This is a genomic window from Rhizobium sp. UFLA01-1127 (assembly GCF_059803845.1).
Genome location: NZ_JAUQTZ010000147.1, coordinates 1 through 15,364 on the forward strand (window position 1 = coordinate 1; position 15,364 = coordinate 15,364).

The following is a 15,364-nucleotide window of genomic DNA, read 5'->3' on the forward strand; positions in this document are numbered from 1 at the left end:
ATTCGATGCCAGCGGCGTCGATACCTCCGCACTCAAGGTTCCCGGCAATTTCAAGGACGATGTCTTCGTACCTTACGATTACGGCCATTTCGCTGTGATCTACGACAGCCAGACGGTCAAGAATCCGCCTAAGAGCATGAAGGATCTCGTCGAAGGCGATCCCTCGCAGAAAATCGTCATCGAAGATCCGCGCACCTCGACACCGGGCCTCGGCCTGCTGCTCTGGGTCAAGTCGATCTATGGCGACAAGGCGGCTGACGCCTGGACCAAACTCAAGGGCCGCATCCTGACGGTGACACCAGGCTGGTCGGAAGCCTATGACCTGTTCACCAAAGGCGAAGCGCCGATGGTGCTCTCCTATACGACGTCGCCCGCCTATCACATGATCGAGGATAAGACCGACCGCTATCAGGCCGCTGCCTTCTCGGAAGGGCATTACATCCAGATCGAGGTCGCCGGCCTCATCAAATCCTCGCCGAACAAGGAGCTTGCTCGCGACTTCCTGAAATTCATGATCTCCACGGGTTTCCAGGACATCATCCCGACAAGCAACTGGATGATGCCGGTCTCGGCGACCTCCGAGCCGCTGCCGGACGCCTTCGGCAAGCTCGTGGTGCCGTCGAAGACCTTTCTGATGAGCCCCGCCGAGGTCGACAAGAACCGCAAGGCCTGGATCGACGAATGGCTGGCCGCCACCAGCGGCCGCTGACGTCCTGACCGTGCTCACGGCACACGAACGAAAACGGGCCATTTCCGGCGGGGCGCTCAGCCTCGCCGGCATCGTGCTCTTCGTCGGGGTCGCCGTGCTTGTCCTGCTCGCCGCCGGCATCGAATCGGGCGGCGAGAACCCGTTGACCGATCCTTACCTGCTGCGCGTTCTGCGGTTCACCCTGCTGCAGGCGGCGCTCTCGACGCTGCTCTCCGTCGTACTCGCCATGCCGGTTGCTCGCGCGTTGGCGCGCCAGCCGCACTTTTCCGGCCGGCTGTGGCTGATTCGGCTGATGGCCGTCCCGATGGGGCTGCCGGTGCTGATCGGCGCACTCGGCCTGCTCGGCATATGGGGCCGGCACGGGCTGCTCAATCATACGCTTGCCGCACTTGGCCTTTCGCAGCCCGTCAGCATTTACGGTCTCGCCGGCATCCTGCTCGCGCACGTCTTCTTCAATATGCCGCTCGCCTGCCGGCTGATGCTCGCCGGGCTGGAGCGCGTGCCGTCGGAATACTGGCTTGTCGCCGGCGGGCTCGGCATGCGGCCCGTCTCGATCTTTCGCTTCATCGAATGGCCTGTGCTGCGCGGCCTCATTCCCGGCATCGCGGGCCTGATCTTCATGCTTTGCGCCACCAGCTTCACCCTGGTCCTGATCCTCGGCGGCGGCCCGGCCGCAACGACGCTGGAAGTGGCCATCTATCAGGCGCTCCGTTTCGATTTCGATCCCGGACGGGCCGTGATGCTGTCGCTGCTGCAGATCGTCGTCACCCTCCTGGTCCTGGGCGCCATGACGCTGTTTCACGCACCGGACGACCACGGGCTGACCAGCGGCCGCGCCCCGCGGCGCATCGACGGGCAGAGAGCCGCAGCACGACGGATCGATGCCGTGCTGTTGTCGGCGGCCACGCTCTTTCTCGGCCTGCCGCTCGCTTCGGTCGTCGTAACCGGCCTCGAATCGAACCTTCTGAAGCTCGCCGGCCAGCCAGTCTTCCTGCAGGCTGCTATCACGAGCCTGGCGATCGCGCTTGCTGCCGGCCTTTTATCCGTCGTGATATCCTTTGCGATCGTTCGCGCCCGCTCGGCGATATCGGCGGATCGCCGCAAGACCCTCGGCCTGCGCGGTCTGGCGATCGCTCTCAGCGGAAGCTCGTCCCTCATCCTGCTGGTGCCGCCGATCGTGCTGGCAACCGGCTGGTTTCTCGCGCTCAGGCCACTGGGCGATCCCAGCCGCTTCGCGGCCATTCTGATCGTCGTCATCAATGCACTAATGGCGCTTCCCTTCGTCATCCGCGTCACCGAACCGGCCTATTCCATCCATCGCCACCGCACCGAACGGCTGGCGGCGAGCCTCGGTATTCACGGCATCGCCCGCCTTCGCGTGATCGATTGGCCGGGTCTGCGCAAACCTTTCTTCACGGCGCTTTCCTTCGCCATGGCCCTGTCGCTTGGCGATCTCGGTGCGGTGGCGCTCTTCGGCTCGGACAGTCTGATGACCTTGCCCTGGCTGGTCTACAGCAAGCTCGGCAGCTATCGCACCAACGACGCCGATGGCTATGCCTTGATCCTCGGCCTGGTGTGCCTTCTCTTGACCATCGCCGGCACGGCAGGGCAAGGCACGCGCGATCACGAAAGCGGACGAAATGGCTGACGGCAGGGATATGAAAGAACAAGGCATCGCCATGGCCGGCGTCGAGCTGCGCCTCGGCACACATGACTTCCGCTTCGACTGCACGTTGCCGCAAGGCAGGATCATTGCCGTCGCCGGGCCGTCGGGGTCTGGCAAATCCACCTTCCTCAATTTGTTGGCCGGTTTCGAACAGCCCGATCGCGGCCGCGTGCTGCTGGCGGGACAGGATGTGACCGGCCTGCATCCGGCCGAACGGCCCGTATCCCTCGTCTTCCAGGACAACAATCTTTTTGCCCATCTCGATCTCTTCACCAATGTCGGCCTGGGCATCAGCCCGTCATTGAAGCTTTCGGCACAGGACCGGCAGAGGATATCCGAGGCACTGGCGCGTGTCGGACTGCCCGGTTTCGAGAAGCGCAAACCGGGTACGCTCTCCGGCGGCGAACGGCAGCGCGCCGCCTTTGCCCGGACACTGGTGCGCGACAAGCCGATCCTGCTGCTGGACGAGCCCTTCGCCGCGCTCGATCCCGGCCTGCGCTCCGGCATGGTCGAACTCCTGAAGACGCTGCATCGCGAGACCGGCAATACGGTGCTGATCGTCTCGCACGATCCGGCCGAGGTACGGCGCCTTGCCGATCATGCCGTCTTCATCGATGGCGGCGCGATCAAGCTCGCCGCCCCCATCGGGACCTTCCTGGAGGCGGACAGCATTCCGGCACTAACTACATTTCTGCAACATTGATTGCATCGCAGCATCTTGCTGCCGGCTTTGCCTTAATTTCGTCGTGCGGAACGGCTGAAAGTCCTGGGAAATGCTTGCTAAAATACAACGCTGCCACATTTAAGCGGAGTCTCGCTATGCAACCAGTGCCAAAATCGGCTACAGCAAGGGTCGGAGACCGTCCGGGCAAATGCGGACCGATGGGGATGGAAGCAACCTTTATCGGTGCGCGACGATGATCAGCCCGGTAACGATCAACCGGATTTGGTGCCGAGCCGGCATGGCAGCGAAATGAGTGAGAGACAGGTACTGAAGCAGCGCGAACGAGCAGAACGAAGGATCACCGTGCCCGTCGCAGCCCGTTTGCGCCGCCTGGCCCCGCTCCTTGCCGCTGCGATGATACTGGACAGCTGCCAGTCGGTGATGGATCAATCCTATCAGCCGAGCGTCTCGCCTTCAGCCAATCCGCAGATCGTGTCCGAGGTACAGAAAAACGATCCGCGCGCGCAGATGGGCGCCCGCGAACATCCGCGCATCCTCGCCAGCTACGGTGGTGAGTACAAGGACGCCAAGACCGAACGCCTCGTCGCGCGCATTGCCGGCGCTCTGACTAGCGTGTCGGAAAATCCGCAGCAATCCTATCGCATCACCATTCTCAATTCTCCGTCGATCAATGCGTTCGCCTTGCCGGGCGGCTATCTCTACGTGACGCGCGGCCTGCTGGCTTTGGCAAACGATGCCTCGGAAGTTGCGGCTGTCCTGTCTCACGAAATGGCGCACGTTACCGCCAATCACGGCATAGAACGGCAGAAGCGCGAAGAGGCCGAGGTCATCGCCAGCCGTGTCGTCGCCGAGGTGCTGTCGAGCGATCTCGCCGGCAAGCAGGCGCTTGCCCGCGGCAAGCTGCGTCTCGCCGCCTTCTCACGCCAGCAGGAATTGCAGGCCGACGAGATCGGTATCCGCACGCTTGGCCAAGCCGGCTATGATCCTTATGCCGCCGCACGCTTCCTGAACGCCATGGAGGACTACAGCCGCTTCATGTCGGCCAATTCGGACGTGGACCAGAGCCTGGACTTCCTTTCGAGCCATCCGAGCACTCCGCAGCGTATCGACCTTGCCAAGGCGCACGCGCGCGAATTCGGCGAAGAAGGCAAGGTCGGCGACACCGGCCGGGATTATTACCTGAACGGCATCGACGGCCTGCTTTATGGCGACAGCCCGGAGGAAGGCTATGTGCGCGGCCAGACCTTCCTGCATGGCGGCCTCGGCATCCGTTTCGACGTCCCGCCGGACTTCCGCATCGACAACAAGGTCGAGGCAGTCATGGCGACCGGTCCCGGCGACATCGCCATCCGCTTCGACGGCGTCGCCGATACCCAGAACCAGAATCTGACGAACTATATTTCCAGCGGATGGGTCACGGGCCTCGATCCATCCTCGATCAAGTCGATCACCGTCAACGGCATGCCGGCCGCCACTGCGCGCGCCTCGGCCGACCGCTGGGATTTCGATGTCACCGTCATTCGTGATCGCACGCAGATCTTCCGCTTCCTGACGGCTGTGCCGAAGGGAAATCTGGCCCAGCTGGATCAGACGGCCAACACCCTGCGCGCAAGCTTCCGGCATATGACACCGGATGAGGCCGCCTCGCTGAAGCCGCTGCGCGTCCGCGTCGTGACCGTCAAGCCCGGCGATACGATCACGACACTTGCGGCCCGCATGATGGGCACCGATCGCAAGCTCGATCTGTTCAAGCTGATCAACGCCCTACCGACCGGGGCAACGATTGCACCCGGCGACAAAGTCAAGATTATCGCGGAATAGAGCTATTCCACGAAAGTGCGAAGCGGTTTTCCGTCCGGAATTGCGTGAGAACAAAAGGATAGAGCGTTTTCGCGATTCAGGGAAAGCAGAAACGCTCCAGCGGCTGTACCGTCTCCCGACCGGGAGAACGGGTGTCTCAGGCATAGCTCGCCATACGTGGATCGGCATCGACCAGCGCGCTGCGGAGCTTGTCCATGGCGCGGCTTTCGATCTGACGCACGCGTTCCTTTGAAATGCCAAGATCGGCGCCGAGCTCTTCGAGCGTTGCCCCGTCTTCGACGAGGCGGCGGGCGCGGATGATCTTCATCTCGCGTTCGTTGAGATGCTTGAGCGCCGATGCAAGCCAGACGCGGCGGCGTTCGCCGTCGATCATATCGGAAACCTGTTCGTCGGGAAGCGGCTCGTCGCTGATCAGAAAATCGATACGCTCGGCACTTTCGGAATCGCCGGAGATCGACGGTGCCTGCAGGGACGTATCGCTGCTGGAAAGACGGGCGTCCATCGTCTGCACATCGGCGAGGCTGACCCCGAGCGTCACGGCGATTTCCTCATGGATGGACTGCACGGTGACGCTGGAATTGCTGCGGGCAAGCTTGGCGCGTAGGCGACGAAGATTGAAGAACAGCGCCTTTTGCGCGGAGCTCGTGCCGCCGCGCACGATCGACCAATTGCGCAGGATATAATCCTGGATCGAAGCTCTGATCCACCAGCTTGCATAGGTAGAAAAGCGGACTTCACGTTCGGGTTCGAACCTTGCCGCAGCCTCAAGCAGACCTACATAGCCTTCTTGTACGAGATCGCTCATCGGTAGTCCGAAGTTGCGAAACTTGCCCGCCATCGAAATGACAAGGCGCATATGGGCGGTGGCGATTTGATTGCGCGCGCCACGATCGTCATGGTCCTTCCAGCGAATGGCAAGGTTATGCTCTTCGTCGCGATCGAGATAGGGAGCAGCCATCGCAACTTTGATCATGCGCCGATCTGCAGACATATTCGTCATATGCATCTCCTGGGTTCGGCCTCAAATCGTCTCTATGCCGCGGGCGACGAAAAGGGCAGCAAGCATCGTTTCCGAACATCGCTGCTCGGATGGAAATCAATGAATGAAATTGCAAATTGGAAACCGATATCCGTCTCGTCGGATATCGATGACTAGTCCAGTTCGATCTCCGCCAACGGGTCAGACGATTGAAGCATCTTCAGATCGCCGGGAAGCTTCGAATGAAAACGCATAGGCCGGTCCTCGTGAATATCTATAAAGCGGCCTGTCAGGAACCCCTCTGCGCAAGAGTGCACCCACACCGACCGACAACACGAAGCTAACAACGCGGCAGGATGGAAAAGGTTCCAAAGAAAAAACCCGGCACGGAGGCCGGGTTTTTTGAAGCATTATCTTGCGCGTGAGCCTTATGCGGCTTCGTCCTGCGAATCGTCTTCTTCGATGGCCTTGCCACGCTTCGGACCCTTGTTGAGATTGGTCTCGACGAGGCGAACGGCTTCCGTTTCCGACATCTTGTTGACGGCGGCAATTTCGCGCGCCATGCGGTCGAGCGCTGCTTCATAGAGCTGGCGTTCGGAATAGGACTGCTCCGGCTGGTTCTCGGCGCGATAGAGATCGCGAACCACCTCTGCGATAGAGATCAGATCGCCGGAATTGATCTTGGCATCGTATTCCTGCGCGCGACGCGACCACATGGTGCGCTTCACGCGAGCCTTGCCCTGCACGACCTTCAATGCACGCTCGACGAAATCCGTCTCGGAAAGCTTGCGCATGCCGATGCTCATGGCCTTGGCCACCGGCACCTTCAGGCGCATCTTGTCTTTCTCGAAGTCGATTACGAACAGCTCGAGCTTCATGCCTGCGACTTCCTGTTCTTCGATCGCAGTGATCGTGCCGACACCGTGGGCCGGATAAACGATCGCTTCACCAGTCTTGAAGCCATGGCGTGCTGCTGAAGGTTTTTTCTGCTGGGTCGTCATTCTTTTCAAAAACTCCCTGTTACGCGCCCCGTTAGGGCCGGGGGGCCGGGTCAGTCAGGCCCGGATGAGACGGAGGTACCGTCGGGTCACTTCATCCTGGTCCAGCCAGACTTATGCAAACAGAAACCCATCCATCGCGATCCGGGACCCGACAACGCAAAACGTTGATATGTCAAGGAAACCGCGTACGGATTGGTGATTTGCTTTCGTGATGGTTTTGGGCATGCAAAATGCCGCAGTGGATCAGTGTGGGAAAGCTATCACAAAAATCTGAGGAAATCAATAATTTGCTGCGCGCGCGCCAAAAAGGCCACGTTAACGGCCTGCGCGGCCCAACGCAATTGATTCGTTCCGTGCGATATCGACTACACCTTTATCGCCGGCCTGTCACGGCCCTCGATCAGTCGCCCGTGCCGGGATTTGCCGAGAAATACTTCTCGAACTTGCCCTGTTCGCCGTCCATCTCCTTGGCTTCCGGCAGCGGATCGCGCTTGACGGTGATGTTCGGCCAGATGGAGGCATATTCGGCATTGAGCTTCAGCCATTTGTCGAGACCCGGCTCGGTGTCGGGCTTGATCGCTTCGGCGGGACATTCGGGTTCGCAGACGCCGCAATCGATGCATTCGTCAGGATGGATGACGAGGAAATTCTCCCCTTCGTAGAAGCAGTCGACAGGGCAGACTTCCACACAATCGGTATATTTGCAGCGGATGCAGTTATCGGTCACGACATATGTCATGAAGAACTCCAGGAATGTCTCTAGCTTCCGCGGCTGCGCAACCTGGAACGTCGCACCTTGTCCACGGAGCCGAACGGGCGGACGCATGTGTCGTGCACAAACGCGCCGTCCGGCTGGTTACCGGCAGGTTGACCGTGAGGTATCGACTTTATCAGCCAATTTCAAGGACAAACAATCTTGAAAACCGCCTGTGACAGACAGAGTTTTCTAATCCTCGTCCGAAGTCAAACGGTCGATCGCACGCCGGTCGCGCTTCGTCGGCCTGCCGCTGCCGGGTGCTCGCAGCGCCTGCTCGAGCGGAGTGAGGCGTTTTGTCTCATCCGGCGGCGGCGTCAAGTCCTCGTAAAGCAGCCTGGCCTCCTCGAAAGGTCCCCTGCGTTCGCCGGGCGAGCGTACGATCAGAACGACATCGCGGCGCTCGAGAAAGAGCTCCACGCGATCACCCGCCTTGACGCCGAAGCTCGGCTGCGCGACCCGCTCGCCGTTCACCCGCACGCTGCCATTCTGTAAATAAAGCTGCGCCAGTGAGCGGGACTTCACCATGCGGGCAAAGAACAGCCATTTGTCGATGCGCTGGCGCGAACCGGAAAATGGCTGTTTCTCGTCCGTCATGGCTTATTTCTTCATCTGCTCCTTGAGGGCAGCGAGCTTTGCAAAAGGAGAATCCGGATCGATCGGCTTTTCCTTGCGCGGCGGCTTGGCTTCGAAGCGCAGCGGCTGCGATGCGCCACGGCTGTTGCGGTCGTTCCGGTTGTTGCGATCATTCCGGTCGTTGCGTTCTCCACGCTCCTGACGGTCGTTGCGCTCGCCGCGGCTGCTCTGATGCTGCGCACGGCCGCCCTCGCGGTTGTTGCCGCGCTGGCCCTTGTCACCGCTGCGCGCATCGCGCCCGTCGCGCCGATCGCGATTGCCCTCGCCGCCCGCCTGCTGCTCGCCATTGCGGCGGTTGCCGTTTTGAGAACGACCCTCGCCCTGATGGCCGCCACGACGATCGCCATGGCCGCGGGCGCCCTGACGCTGCTGATGGTCGTTGCGGCCGCCCAGACGCCAGAGCAGAACCGGCTTCGGTTCTGCCGACTCGGCGGCAACGGCTCCGGCAGCCTCGGCTACATCAGCGGTCACTGCCACCGGCTCCACGGGGGCATCCGCAGTCGGAGCCGCGTCCTGCATAACGGTTTCAGTTTCCTTAGCCGGCTCTTCGCCCGCGGCATCGGCGTCATCATGGTCGACCTTTTCGCCAGCGGCATCCGCGGCCGGCACCGCCGGTGCCGCAACGGCATCCTGCTGAGCGAGGAAGGCCACAGCCTCTTCCGCCTTTACGGAATCGGCGCGATAGCCGAGACCCTTGAGGATTTCCTCCATATCCTCCAGCGTGGCGCCGAGGATGGAAAGCATCGCGGTCGTCGTGGTGAAGCGGCGGCCGTCATAAGCGCCTTCGGGACGCGAAGCCTGGCCGGGCTTCCATTGCAGCAGCGGACGGATGAGGTCCGCCAGACGCTCGAGAATATCGATGCGCACGGCACGCTTGCCGAGGAAGCGGAAGCCGGCGAGCTTGTAGAACATGCGCTCATAGCTCGCATCGGTGACAACAGAGGTACGACCGGCAGCCAGCACGGGGATCAGATCGCCATAGCCCGGCTTATCGAGGCCATCGTTCTTCAGCGCCCAAAGCAGGGTGATGAGTTCGGCCGGCGCCGGCTTCAGCAATGCAGGCACGAAAATATGATAGGCGCCGAAACGAACGCCGTAGCGGCGCATGGAGGCGCGCGCATCCTGATCCAACGACTTTACCTCTTCGGTGACGTCGCGACGGAACAGAACGCCGAGATTTTCCACCAGCTGGAAGGCGAGGCCCTTGGCAAGGCCCTGCAGATCCTCGGCGCGCGAGAGATCGTCAAGCGGCTTCAGGATCGTGCTGATATGATGGTTCACGAAGCGCTCGATGCGGGCGGCGACATGATCGCGCGCATTGCCGGTCAGCTGCTCGTCGGCAAGCAGGATGACGCGCGGGCGCATGATGTGATCGCTGCCCGACAGGCGTGCGACGGGATCACCGAGCCAGCGCACGAGGCCATCGGCGCTGATCGCAAGATCGCTGTTGCCGGCCGCATGCATGCGGGCGGCACGCGCCTCGAATTCCAGCGCAAGCGCCTTCAGCGAGGCAGCCTGTACAGCCTTCGCGTCCGGCCCCTCGGTTCCCGCGATTGGCGTGAACCGGAATCCGGTCAACTGTCCCACATGATGCCCCTCGACGAAGACATCCCCATTCACACTGATTTCAGCTTCCAGCATCGCATTCTCTCTCAGGCGCTTCATGAGCACAGATGTCCTGCGATCAACAAAGCGTTTCGTCAACCTCTCATGTAACGCATCGGACAATCGATCTTCGATTTCCCGCGTCTTTTCTTGCCAGTGTGTCGGATCGGCAAGCCAGCCGGGCCGGTTCGACACATAGGTCCAAGTCCTTATCTGCGCGATTCGCGCCGAAAGCGTGTCGATCTCACCATCCGTCCGATCGGCGCGATGCACCTGTTCGGCCAGAAAATCCTCTTTCACCGTGCCATAGCGCACGAGATCGGAAAAGAGGGTGGCGATAAGATCGGCGTGCTGGGCAGGCGTAATGCGCCGATAGTCCGGAAGCGCACAGGCTTCCCATAATTTTTCAACCCTGGCCGGGTTGCTGGCAAGATCGACAATCTCCAGATCGCGTGACAAATATTCCAACGCCTGCTGGTCTACCGCAGGCAGCGCCCGCGTCAAGCCCTGCACGCGAGGCGCGTCTTCCAAACTGGCGCGCAACGCCGCGATCGATGCAAAATTCAGGTCCTTGCTGCGCCATTGCAGCACTTTCACCATATCGAATTCGTGCCCTTCGATCCGGCGCACCAGCTCGTCGTCGAACGGATCCACCTGCCCCGTCACGCCAAAGGTGCCATCCTTGAGATGGCGGCCGGCGCGGCCGGCGATCTGACCGAGCTCGGCCGGATTGAGATTGCGGAACTGATAGCCGTCGAACTTGCGGTCCTGCGCAAACGCGACATGATCGACGTCGAGATTGAGACCCATGCCGATCGCGTCGGTCGCAACCAGATATTCGACATCGCCGGCCTGATAGAGCGCCACCTGCGCATTGCGCGTGCGTGGGCTGAGCGCCCCGAGGACGACGGCGGCACCGCCGCGCTGACGGCGGATGAGCTCCGCGATCGCATACACCTCGTCGGCGGAAAAGGCGACGATGGCGGTGCGATGCGGCAAGCGCGTGATTTTTTTCTGCCCGGCATAGAAAAGATGCGACAGCCGCGGCCGCTCCAGAACGGTAATCCCGGGCAGAAGCTGTTCGAGGATAGGCCGCATGGTGCCTGCGCCGAGCAGCAGGGTTTCGTCTCGGCCGCGCAGATGCAGGATGCGGTCGGTAAAGATATGCCCGCGCTCCAGATCTCCCGCCAGTTGCACCTCGTCGATGGCAACGAAGGAGGCGCGAGTCTCGCGGGGCATGGCCTCGACGGTGCAGACGGAGTAGCGCGCGTTCGGCGGCGATATCTTTTCCTCGCCGGTTACCAGCGCGACATTGTGCGCCCCGACCTTCTCGACAACGCGCGTATAGACCTCGCGCGCAAGCAGCCGCAGCGGCAGGCCGATCACGCCGCTGCCGTGTGCCACCATGCGCTCGATGGCATAATGGGTCTTGCCGGTATTGGTGGGTCCGAGCACCGCGATAACGCCGCGTCCGCTCAGGATCATGGGCTGCGAAGTCTGAGTCATAGGTCCGTGCATGGGCAAGAAACCGCCATCTTCCGATCGGCGAGTCCCTCCTGGAGGAAACGAACAGATGACTACCATATGTGACAAAGGCAAGACCCGAATGAAAAAACAGATGCAGCAACATTCGATTTCATAATTGATCATCTCAATCAAAAGATGCATTTGCCCTACAGCCCATGCGAGTCCCGCGGATTCTGGAACAGCTTGAGAACGAATCGGAGACGAATCGCTGACTCCGCGTCGTTCCTTATTTGTTCACTACAACATATGGATTTCCATGAAAAGACTCCCACCAGATGCTGAATCTCATTTGTATGCCTTTTGCCCCGGTAAATAGGGTCAAGCAAGGAACGCACGGCGGGGCGGAATTTGCGTCGACTTATGGTTAATTATTTGTAAATAGAGGTAATTTTCTCGAATCAATCAAGCGCGTCAGGAAGAGGCTCAAAGCAGGAACGAATTGACGACGAATCGCTGTTTCCGCGCGATTCCGTTTTCGTTCTCCACAACATCTGGCGTTTCATCAGCCGGAGCATACCGGACTCTGAATGGTTGAGCCCCGAATTCGACCCGAATCTGAGATTGCGGCTCGTCTTTTGACGAGCACGGCTATAATGAATGAACATACGCACGCAAAAAGTGTGCGAACCAACACGTCGATCAAAGCCGGAACGAATCGGTGACGAATCACGGGCAGCAGCGGATATCGTATTTGTTCACGGCTGCATCCGGTACTTCGCCGGGACAGCATCGCGATATGGAGACCAGCGCGGAGGCTGAAGCCAATAGCAGCCTCACGCTTCGTTAACCGATCGGCTCATGAAGGCGCAGGCTTCCGGCGATCCGCCTCCGCCGCATCAACGCTCTTCCAGTGCATCGGCAGGACGCAGGAAGCGCCTCGCTGTTAACCAAAGCCCAAATGGAGAACGAATCATCGACGAATCGCAGACACGCCGCCCTTCCCGTTTCGTTCACCACAACCCATTGTATTTTAATAATATTTTAACCATAAAGAAGACCATCGGCTGCTACGGCCACCGCCGCGCAGCTTCATTGCGTTAACGTTTCGCTGACCATCGCGGCCATGACGCCTCCGCATTTTTATTTCTTAGCCGGAACAATTTTCGAGGATGAAAGTTTCTAGAAGAACTCCGCCCATTCACTAGAAATGGATTTGAGCTGGAGGCGTTGAAGCATTACGCCGGATCGAGCAACGCAACCGGCGGGATATTCAAGCGACGGACATGGAGGAGACATATCATGCTTGGTACGGTATTGCTTGTCATACTGATTCTGCTGCTGATCGGCGCACTTCCCAGCTGGGGTTACAGCCGGGCATGGGGATATGGCCCGTCAGGCGGTCTCGGGCTTGTTTTCGTCATTGTCCTCATTCTGTTATTGATGGGGCGGATCTGATCCGCAGATTATTGTTCAAACCTCGTAACAACATCAGGGAGTTAACACCATGAAGAAGATCATCGTCGCGATCGCCCTCGTCGGCGCACTGGCGTCGTGCACGGCAACGGAAAAAGGCACGGCGATCGGCGCCGGTACCGGCGCGCTGATCGGTGGCGTGGCCACCCATAGCTGGGGTGGCGCCGCTGTCGGCGCAGTCGCCGGCGGCGTCGTCGGCAACCTCATCGGACGTTCGGAAGATCGCCGCGGCTACTGCATCTATCGCGACCGCTACGGTCACCGTTATGAGGCTCGCTGCCGCTAAGTCGGCATAGCCCGACCGCCTGCCCCGGCGGTCGGTCGGGCTTCGCTCCCGGAGCGGATTCGGCAAGCGGCGGTTCCTCAGGAAAATCTTCTTTCCGCACCATCAGCCGCGGGAAGGCAGCAGTGTTTTGAGAAAGGAACGGCACCATGGCCGAAATCATCGCAAGCATTGCAGCACTCGCGCTCATCGGCACCACCTTTTGTGCGCTGGTAAGCGCGGCAAGGGCGCGGGACAGGGAGAAACGGCGGGCCGCGCTGGAGGCCGCCGTTGTCCTTGAATTCAAGCCGCGGCATCGGCGGCAGGCAAATTCAGGCCGGGGATGACTGCCGGGCTGGCCCGGCAATCCCGTCCGCTTCGCAGCTCGAAAGAAAGCGGAAGACTTTAAACGAAAAACTGGCCGCCATTGGCCGTTATCGTCGATCCCGTAATGAAGCCGGCATCGTCGCTGGCCAGGAAGACCGCGATGCGGGCGATTTCCTCGGGTTCGCCGAGGCGCCCAACAGGAATCTGCGGGATGATGCGCTCGTTCAGCACCTTTTCCGGCACCGCCAGCACCATTTCCGTACCGATATAGCCAGGGCAAATGGCATTGACGGTGATGTTCTTGGCGGCACCTTCCTGCGCGAGCGCCTTGGTGAAGCCGAGATCGCCGGCCTTGGCGGCGGAGTAGTTCGCCTGCCCCATCTGTCCCTTCTGACCATTGATCGAGGAAATGTTGATGATACGGCCGAAGCTGCGGTCGCGCATGCCCTGCCAGACCTGATGGGTCATGTTGAACAGGCCGGTGAGATTCGTGTTGATGACCTCGTGCCACTGCTGCGGCGTCATCTTGTGGAACATGGCGTCGCGCGTAATGCCGGCATTGTTGACCAGGATTTCAACATGGCCGAGATCGTGCTCGATCTTGGCGATGCCCTTGCCGCACGCCTCGTAGTCGGTCACGTCCCACTTGTGGACAGAGATTCCAGTTACATCGTGGAAAGCCCGGGCTTTTTCGTCGTTGCCGGCATAGGTAGCCGCCACCTTATAGCCCGCATTGTGCAGCGCCATCGAAATCGCAGCCCCGATGCCGCGCGTACCCCCGGTTACCAATGCCACTCTGCTCATGTGCCACTCCCCTTTTTTGCTGCGAAGACGGGACGCCCGAAACCGGGTCGCCCGCTCCACTTCCACCACTTCTTACGGAAAATTCCGCCTAAGACGCTTCAAGCACGATGCCGAAAGCGGATTCAGATTTTAGGTCGTCTCGACCTGAAATCATCCGGCTCTAGAGCGTTTCTGCTTTTCTTCGAATCGCGAAAACGCTCTACGTTCCTGTTTCTTTGCGCATTCCGGACGGAAAACCGCTGCGCACTTTTCCTGGAAATGCTCTAGAGCGCCTCGAAGCACATCGCGACACCCATGCCGCCGCCGATGCACAACGTGGCAAGGCCCTTGCGGGCGCCGCGCCGTTTCATTTCGAACAGCAGCGTGTTGAGAATGCGAGCGCCCGAGGCGCCGATGGGATGGCCGATGGCGATCGCACCGCCATTGACGTTGACGATCGACGTATCCCAGCCGAGATCCTTGTTCACGGCGCAAGCCTGCGCGGCAAAAGCTTCATTGGCCTCGACGAGATCGAGATCGCCGGCCGACCAGCCGGCCTTTTCGAGCGCCTTGCGGGAAGCGGGGATGGGGCCTGTGCCCATGATCTGCGGATCGACGCCGGCCGTTGCCCAGGAGACGATGCGCGCAAGCGGCTGGATGCCGCGGCGCGAGGCTTCCGCCTCGGTCATCAGAACGGCGGCGGCGGCACCGTCATTGAGGCCGGAGGCGTTGCCTGCGGTCACCGTGCCTTCCTTGTCGAAGGCCGGCCTGAGCCTCACCATGCCCTCCAGCGTCGCGCCGTGACGGATATATTCGTCGGCATCGACCGTGACGTCGCCTTTGCGGGTCTGGATCGTGAAGGGAACGATCTCGTCCTTGAACCGGCCGGCCTTCTGCGCCGCTTCCGCCTTGTTCTGCGAGGAAACGGCGAACTGGTCCTGATCCTCGCGCGAAAGCTGCCACTGGCGCGCGACATTTTCCGCCGTGATGCCCATGTGATAGCCGTAGAAGGCGTCCGTCAGGCCATCCTTGATCATGGTGTCTATCATCTTCATGTCGCCCATCTTGGTGCCGGCACGAAGGTTGGCCGCATGCGGCGCCATCGACATCGATTCCTGGCCCCCGGCGACGATGATCTTTGCGTCACCCGTTGCGATCTGCTGCATGCCGAGCGCCACGGCGCGCAGGCCGGAACC

The 15,364-nt window shown here is 60.6% G+C and carries 14 protein-coding genes; 7 read left to right on the forward strand and 7 right to left on the reverse strand.

What is annotated here, in order from left to right; genetic code table 11:
- The 4 genes from Q4Q11_RS26495 to Q4Q11_RS26510 all read left to right on the forward strand — a co-directional run.
- On the forward strand, nt 1-709 hold a 709-nt coding region (locus tag Q4Q11_RS26495; protein ID WP_498571327.1), incomplete at its 5' end, for a thiamine ABC transporter substrate-binding protein.
- Between the two features lie 10 nt (nt 710-719).
- On the forward strand, nt 720-2,357 hold the full coding sequence (gene thiP / locus Q4Q11_RS26500; RefSeq protein WP_498571328.1) for a thiamine/thiamine pyrophosphate ABC transporter permease ThiP: 1,638 nt from the start codon (nt 720-722) through the stop codon (nt 2,355-2,357).
- Nucleotides 2,350-3,078 carry a thiamine ABC transporter ATP-binding protein gene (locus tag Q4Q11_RS26505; RefSeq protein WP_498571329.1) on the forward strand — a complete coding sequence of 243 codons (729 nt, stop codon included), beginning with the start codon at nt 2,350-2,352 and terminating at the stop codon, nt 3,076-3,078. The genes thiP and Q4Q11_RS26505 overlap by 8 nt, the downstream gene beginning before the upstream one ends.
- Before the next feature lie 375 nt (nt 3,079-3,453).
- Nucleotides 3,454-4,881: a M48 family metalloprotease gene (locus Q4Q11_RS26510; RefSeq protein ID WP_498571334.1), complete on the forward strand. Its 1,428-nt coding sequence runs from the start codon at nt 3,454-3,456 to the stop codon at nt 4,879-4,881.
- 136 nt (nt 4,882-5,017) lie between these two features.
- Here Q4Q11_RS26510 and Q4Q11_RS26515 read toward each other — a convergent pair whose 3' ends face one another.
- From Q4Q11_RS26515 to Q4Q11_RS26535, 5 genes are all read right to left on the reverse strand, one after another.
- Nucleotides 5,018-5,881: an RNA polymerase factor sigma-32 gene (locus Q4Q11_RS26515; RefSeq protein ID WP_112504862.1), complete on the reverse strand. Its 864-nt coding sequence runs from the start codon at nt 5,879-5,881 to the stop codon at nt 5,018-5,020.
- 407 nt (nt 5,882-6,288) lie between these two features.
- On the reverse strand, nt 6,289-6,861 hold the full coding sequence (locus Q4Q11_RS26520) for a CarD family transcriptional regulator (RefSeq protein ID WP_068389886.1): 573 nt from the start codon (nt 6,859-6,861) through the stop codon (nt 6,289-6,291).
- Between the two features lie 400 nt (nt 6,862-7,261).
- Nucleotides 7,262-7,600 carry a ferredoxin FdxA gene (gene fdxA / locus Q4Q11_RS26525; protein ID WP_112504864.1) on the reverse strand — a complete coding sequence of 113 codons (339 nt, stop codon included), beginning with the start codon at nt 7,598-7,600 and terminating at the stop codon, nt 7,262-7,264.
- A gap of 207 nt (nt 7,601-7,807) precedes the next feature.
- Complete coding sequence (locus tag Q4Q11_RS26530; protein ID WP_498571330.1) at nt 7,808-8,212, reverse strand: RNA-binding S4 domain-containing protein; 405 nt, start codon at nt 8,210-8,212, stop codon at nt 7,808-7,810.
- Nucleotides 8,213-8,215: 3 nt separating this feature from the next.
- Nucleotides 8,216-11,362, reverse strand: a complete 3,147-nt coding sequence (locus tag Q4Q11_RS26535; RefSeq protein WP_498571331.1) for a helicase-related protein — start codon at nt 11,360-11,362, stop codon at nt 8,216-8,218.
- A 1,260-nt stretch (nt 11,363-12,622) separates the two neighbouring features.
- Here Q4Q11_RS26535 and Q4Q11_RS26540 point away from each other — a divergent pair.
- From Q4Q11_RS26540 to Q4Q11_RS26550, 3 genes are all read left to right on the forward strand, one after another.
- On the forward strand, nt 12,623-12,778 hold the full coding sequence (locus Q4Q11_RS26540) for a DUF3309 domain-containing protein (protein ID WP_112504871.1): 156 nt from the start codon (nt 12,623-12,625) through the stop codon (nt 12,776-12,778).
- Between the two features lie 49 nt (nt 12,779-12,827).
- Complete coding sequence (locus Q4Q11_RS26545; protein WP_112336180.1) at nt 12,828-13,082, forward strand: YMGG-like glycine zipper-containing protein; 255 nt, start codon at nt 12,828-12,830, stop codon at nt 13,080-13,082.
- 146 nt (nt 13,083-13,228) lie between these two features.
- A complete protein-coding gene (locus Q4Q11_RS26550; protein ID WP_498571332.1) occupies nt 13,229-13,405 on the forward strand; it encodes a hypothetical protein in 177 nt (58 codons plus the stop codon).
- Nucleotides 13,406-13,463: 58 nt separating this feature from the next.
- Here the strand turns inward: Q4Q11_RS26550 and Q4Q11_RS26555 are convergent, their stop codons facing one another.
- Nucleotides 13,464-14,189, reverse strand: a complete 726-nt coding sequence (locus Q4Q11_RS26555; RefSeq protein WP_113214985.1) for a beta-ketoacyl-ACP reductase — start codon at nt 14,187-14,189, stop codon at nt 13,464-13,466.
- 263 nt (nt 14,190-14,452) lie between these two features.
- Nucleotides 14,453-15,364, reverse strand: a 912-nt coding sequence (locus Q4Q11_RS26560) for an acetyl-CoA C-acetyltransferase (protein WP_498571333.1), incomplete at its 5' end; no start/stop codon positions are given.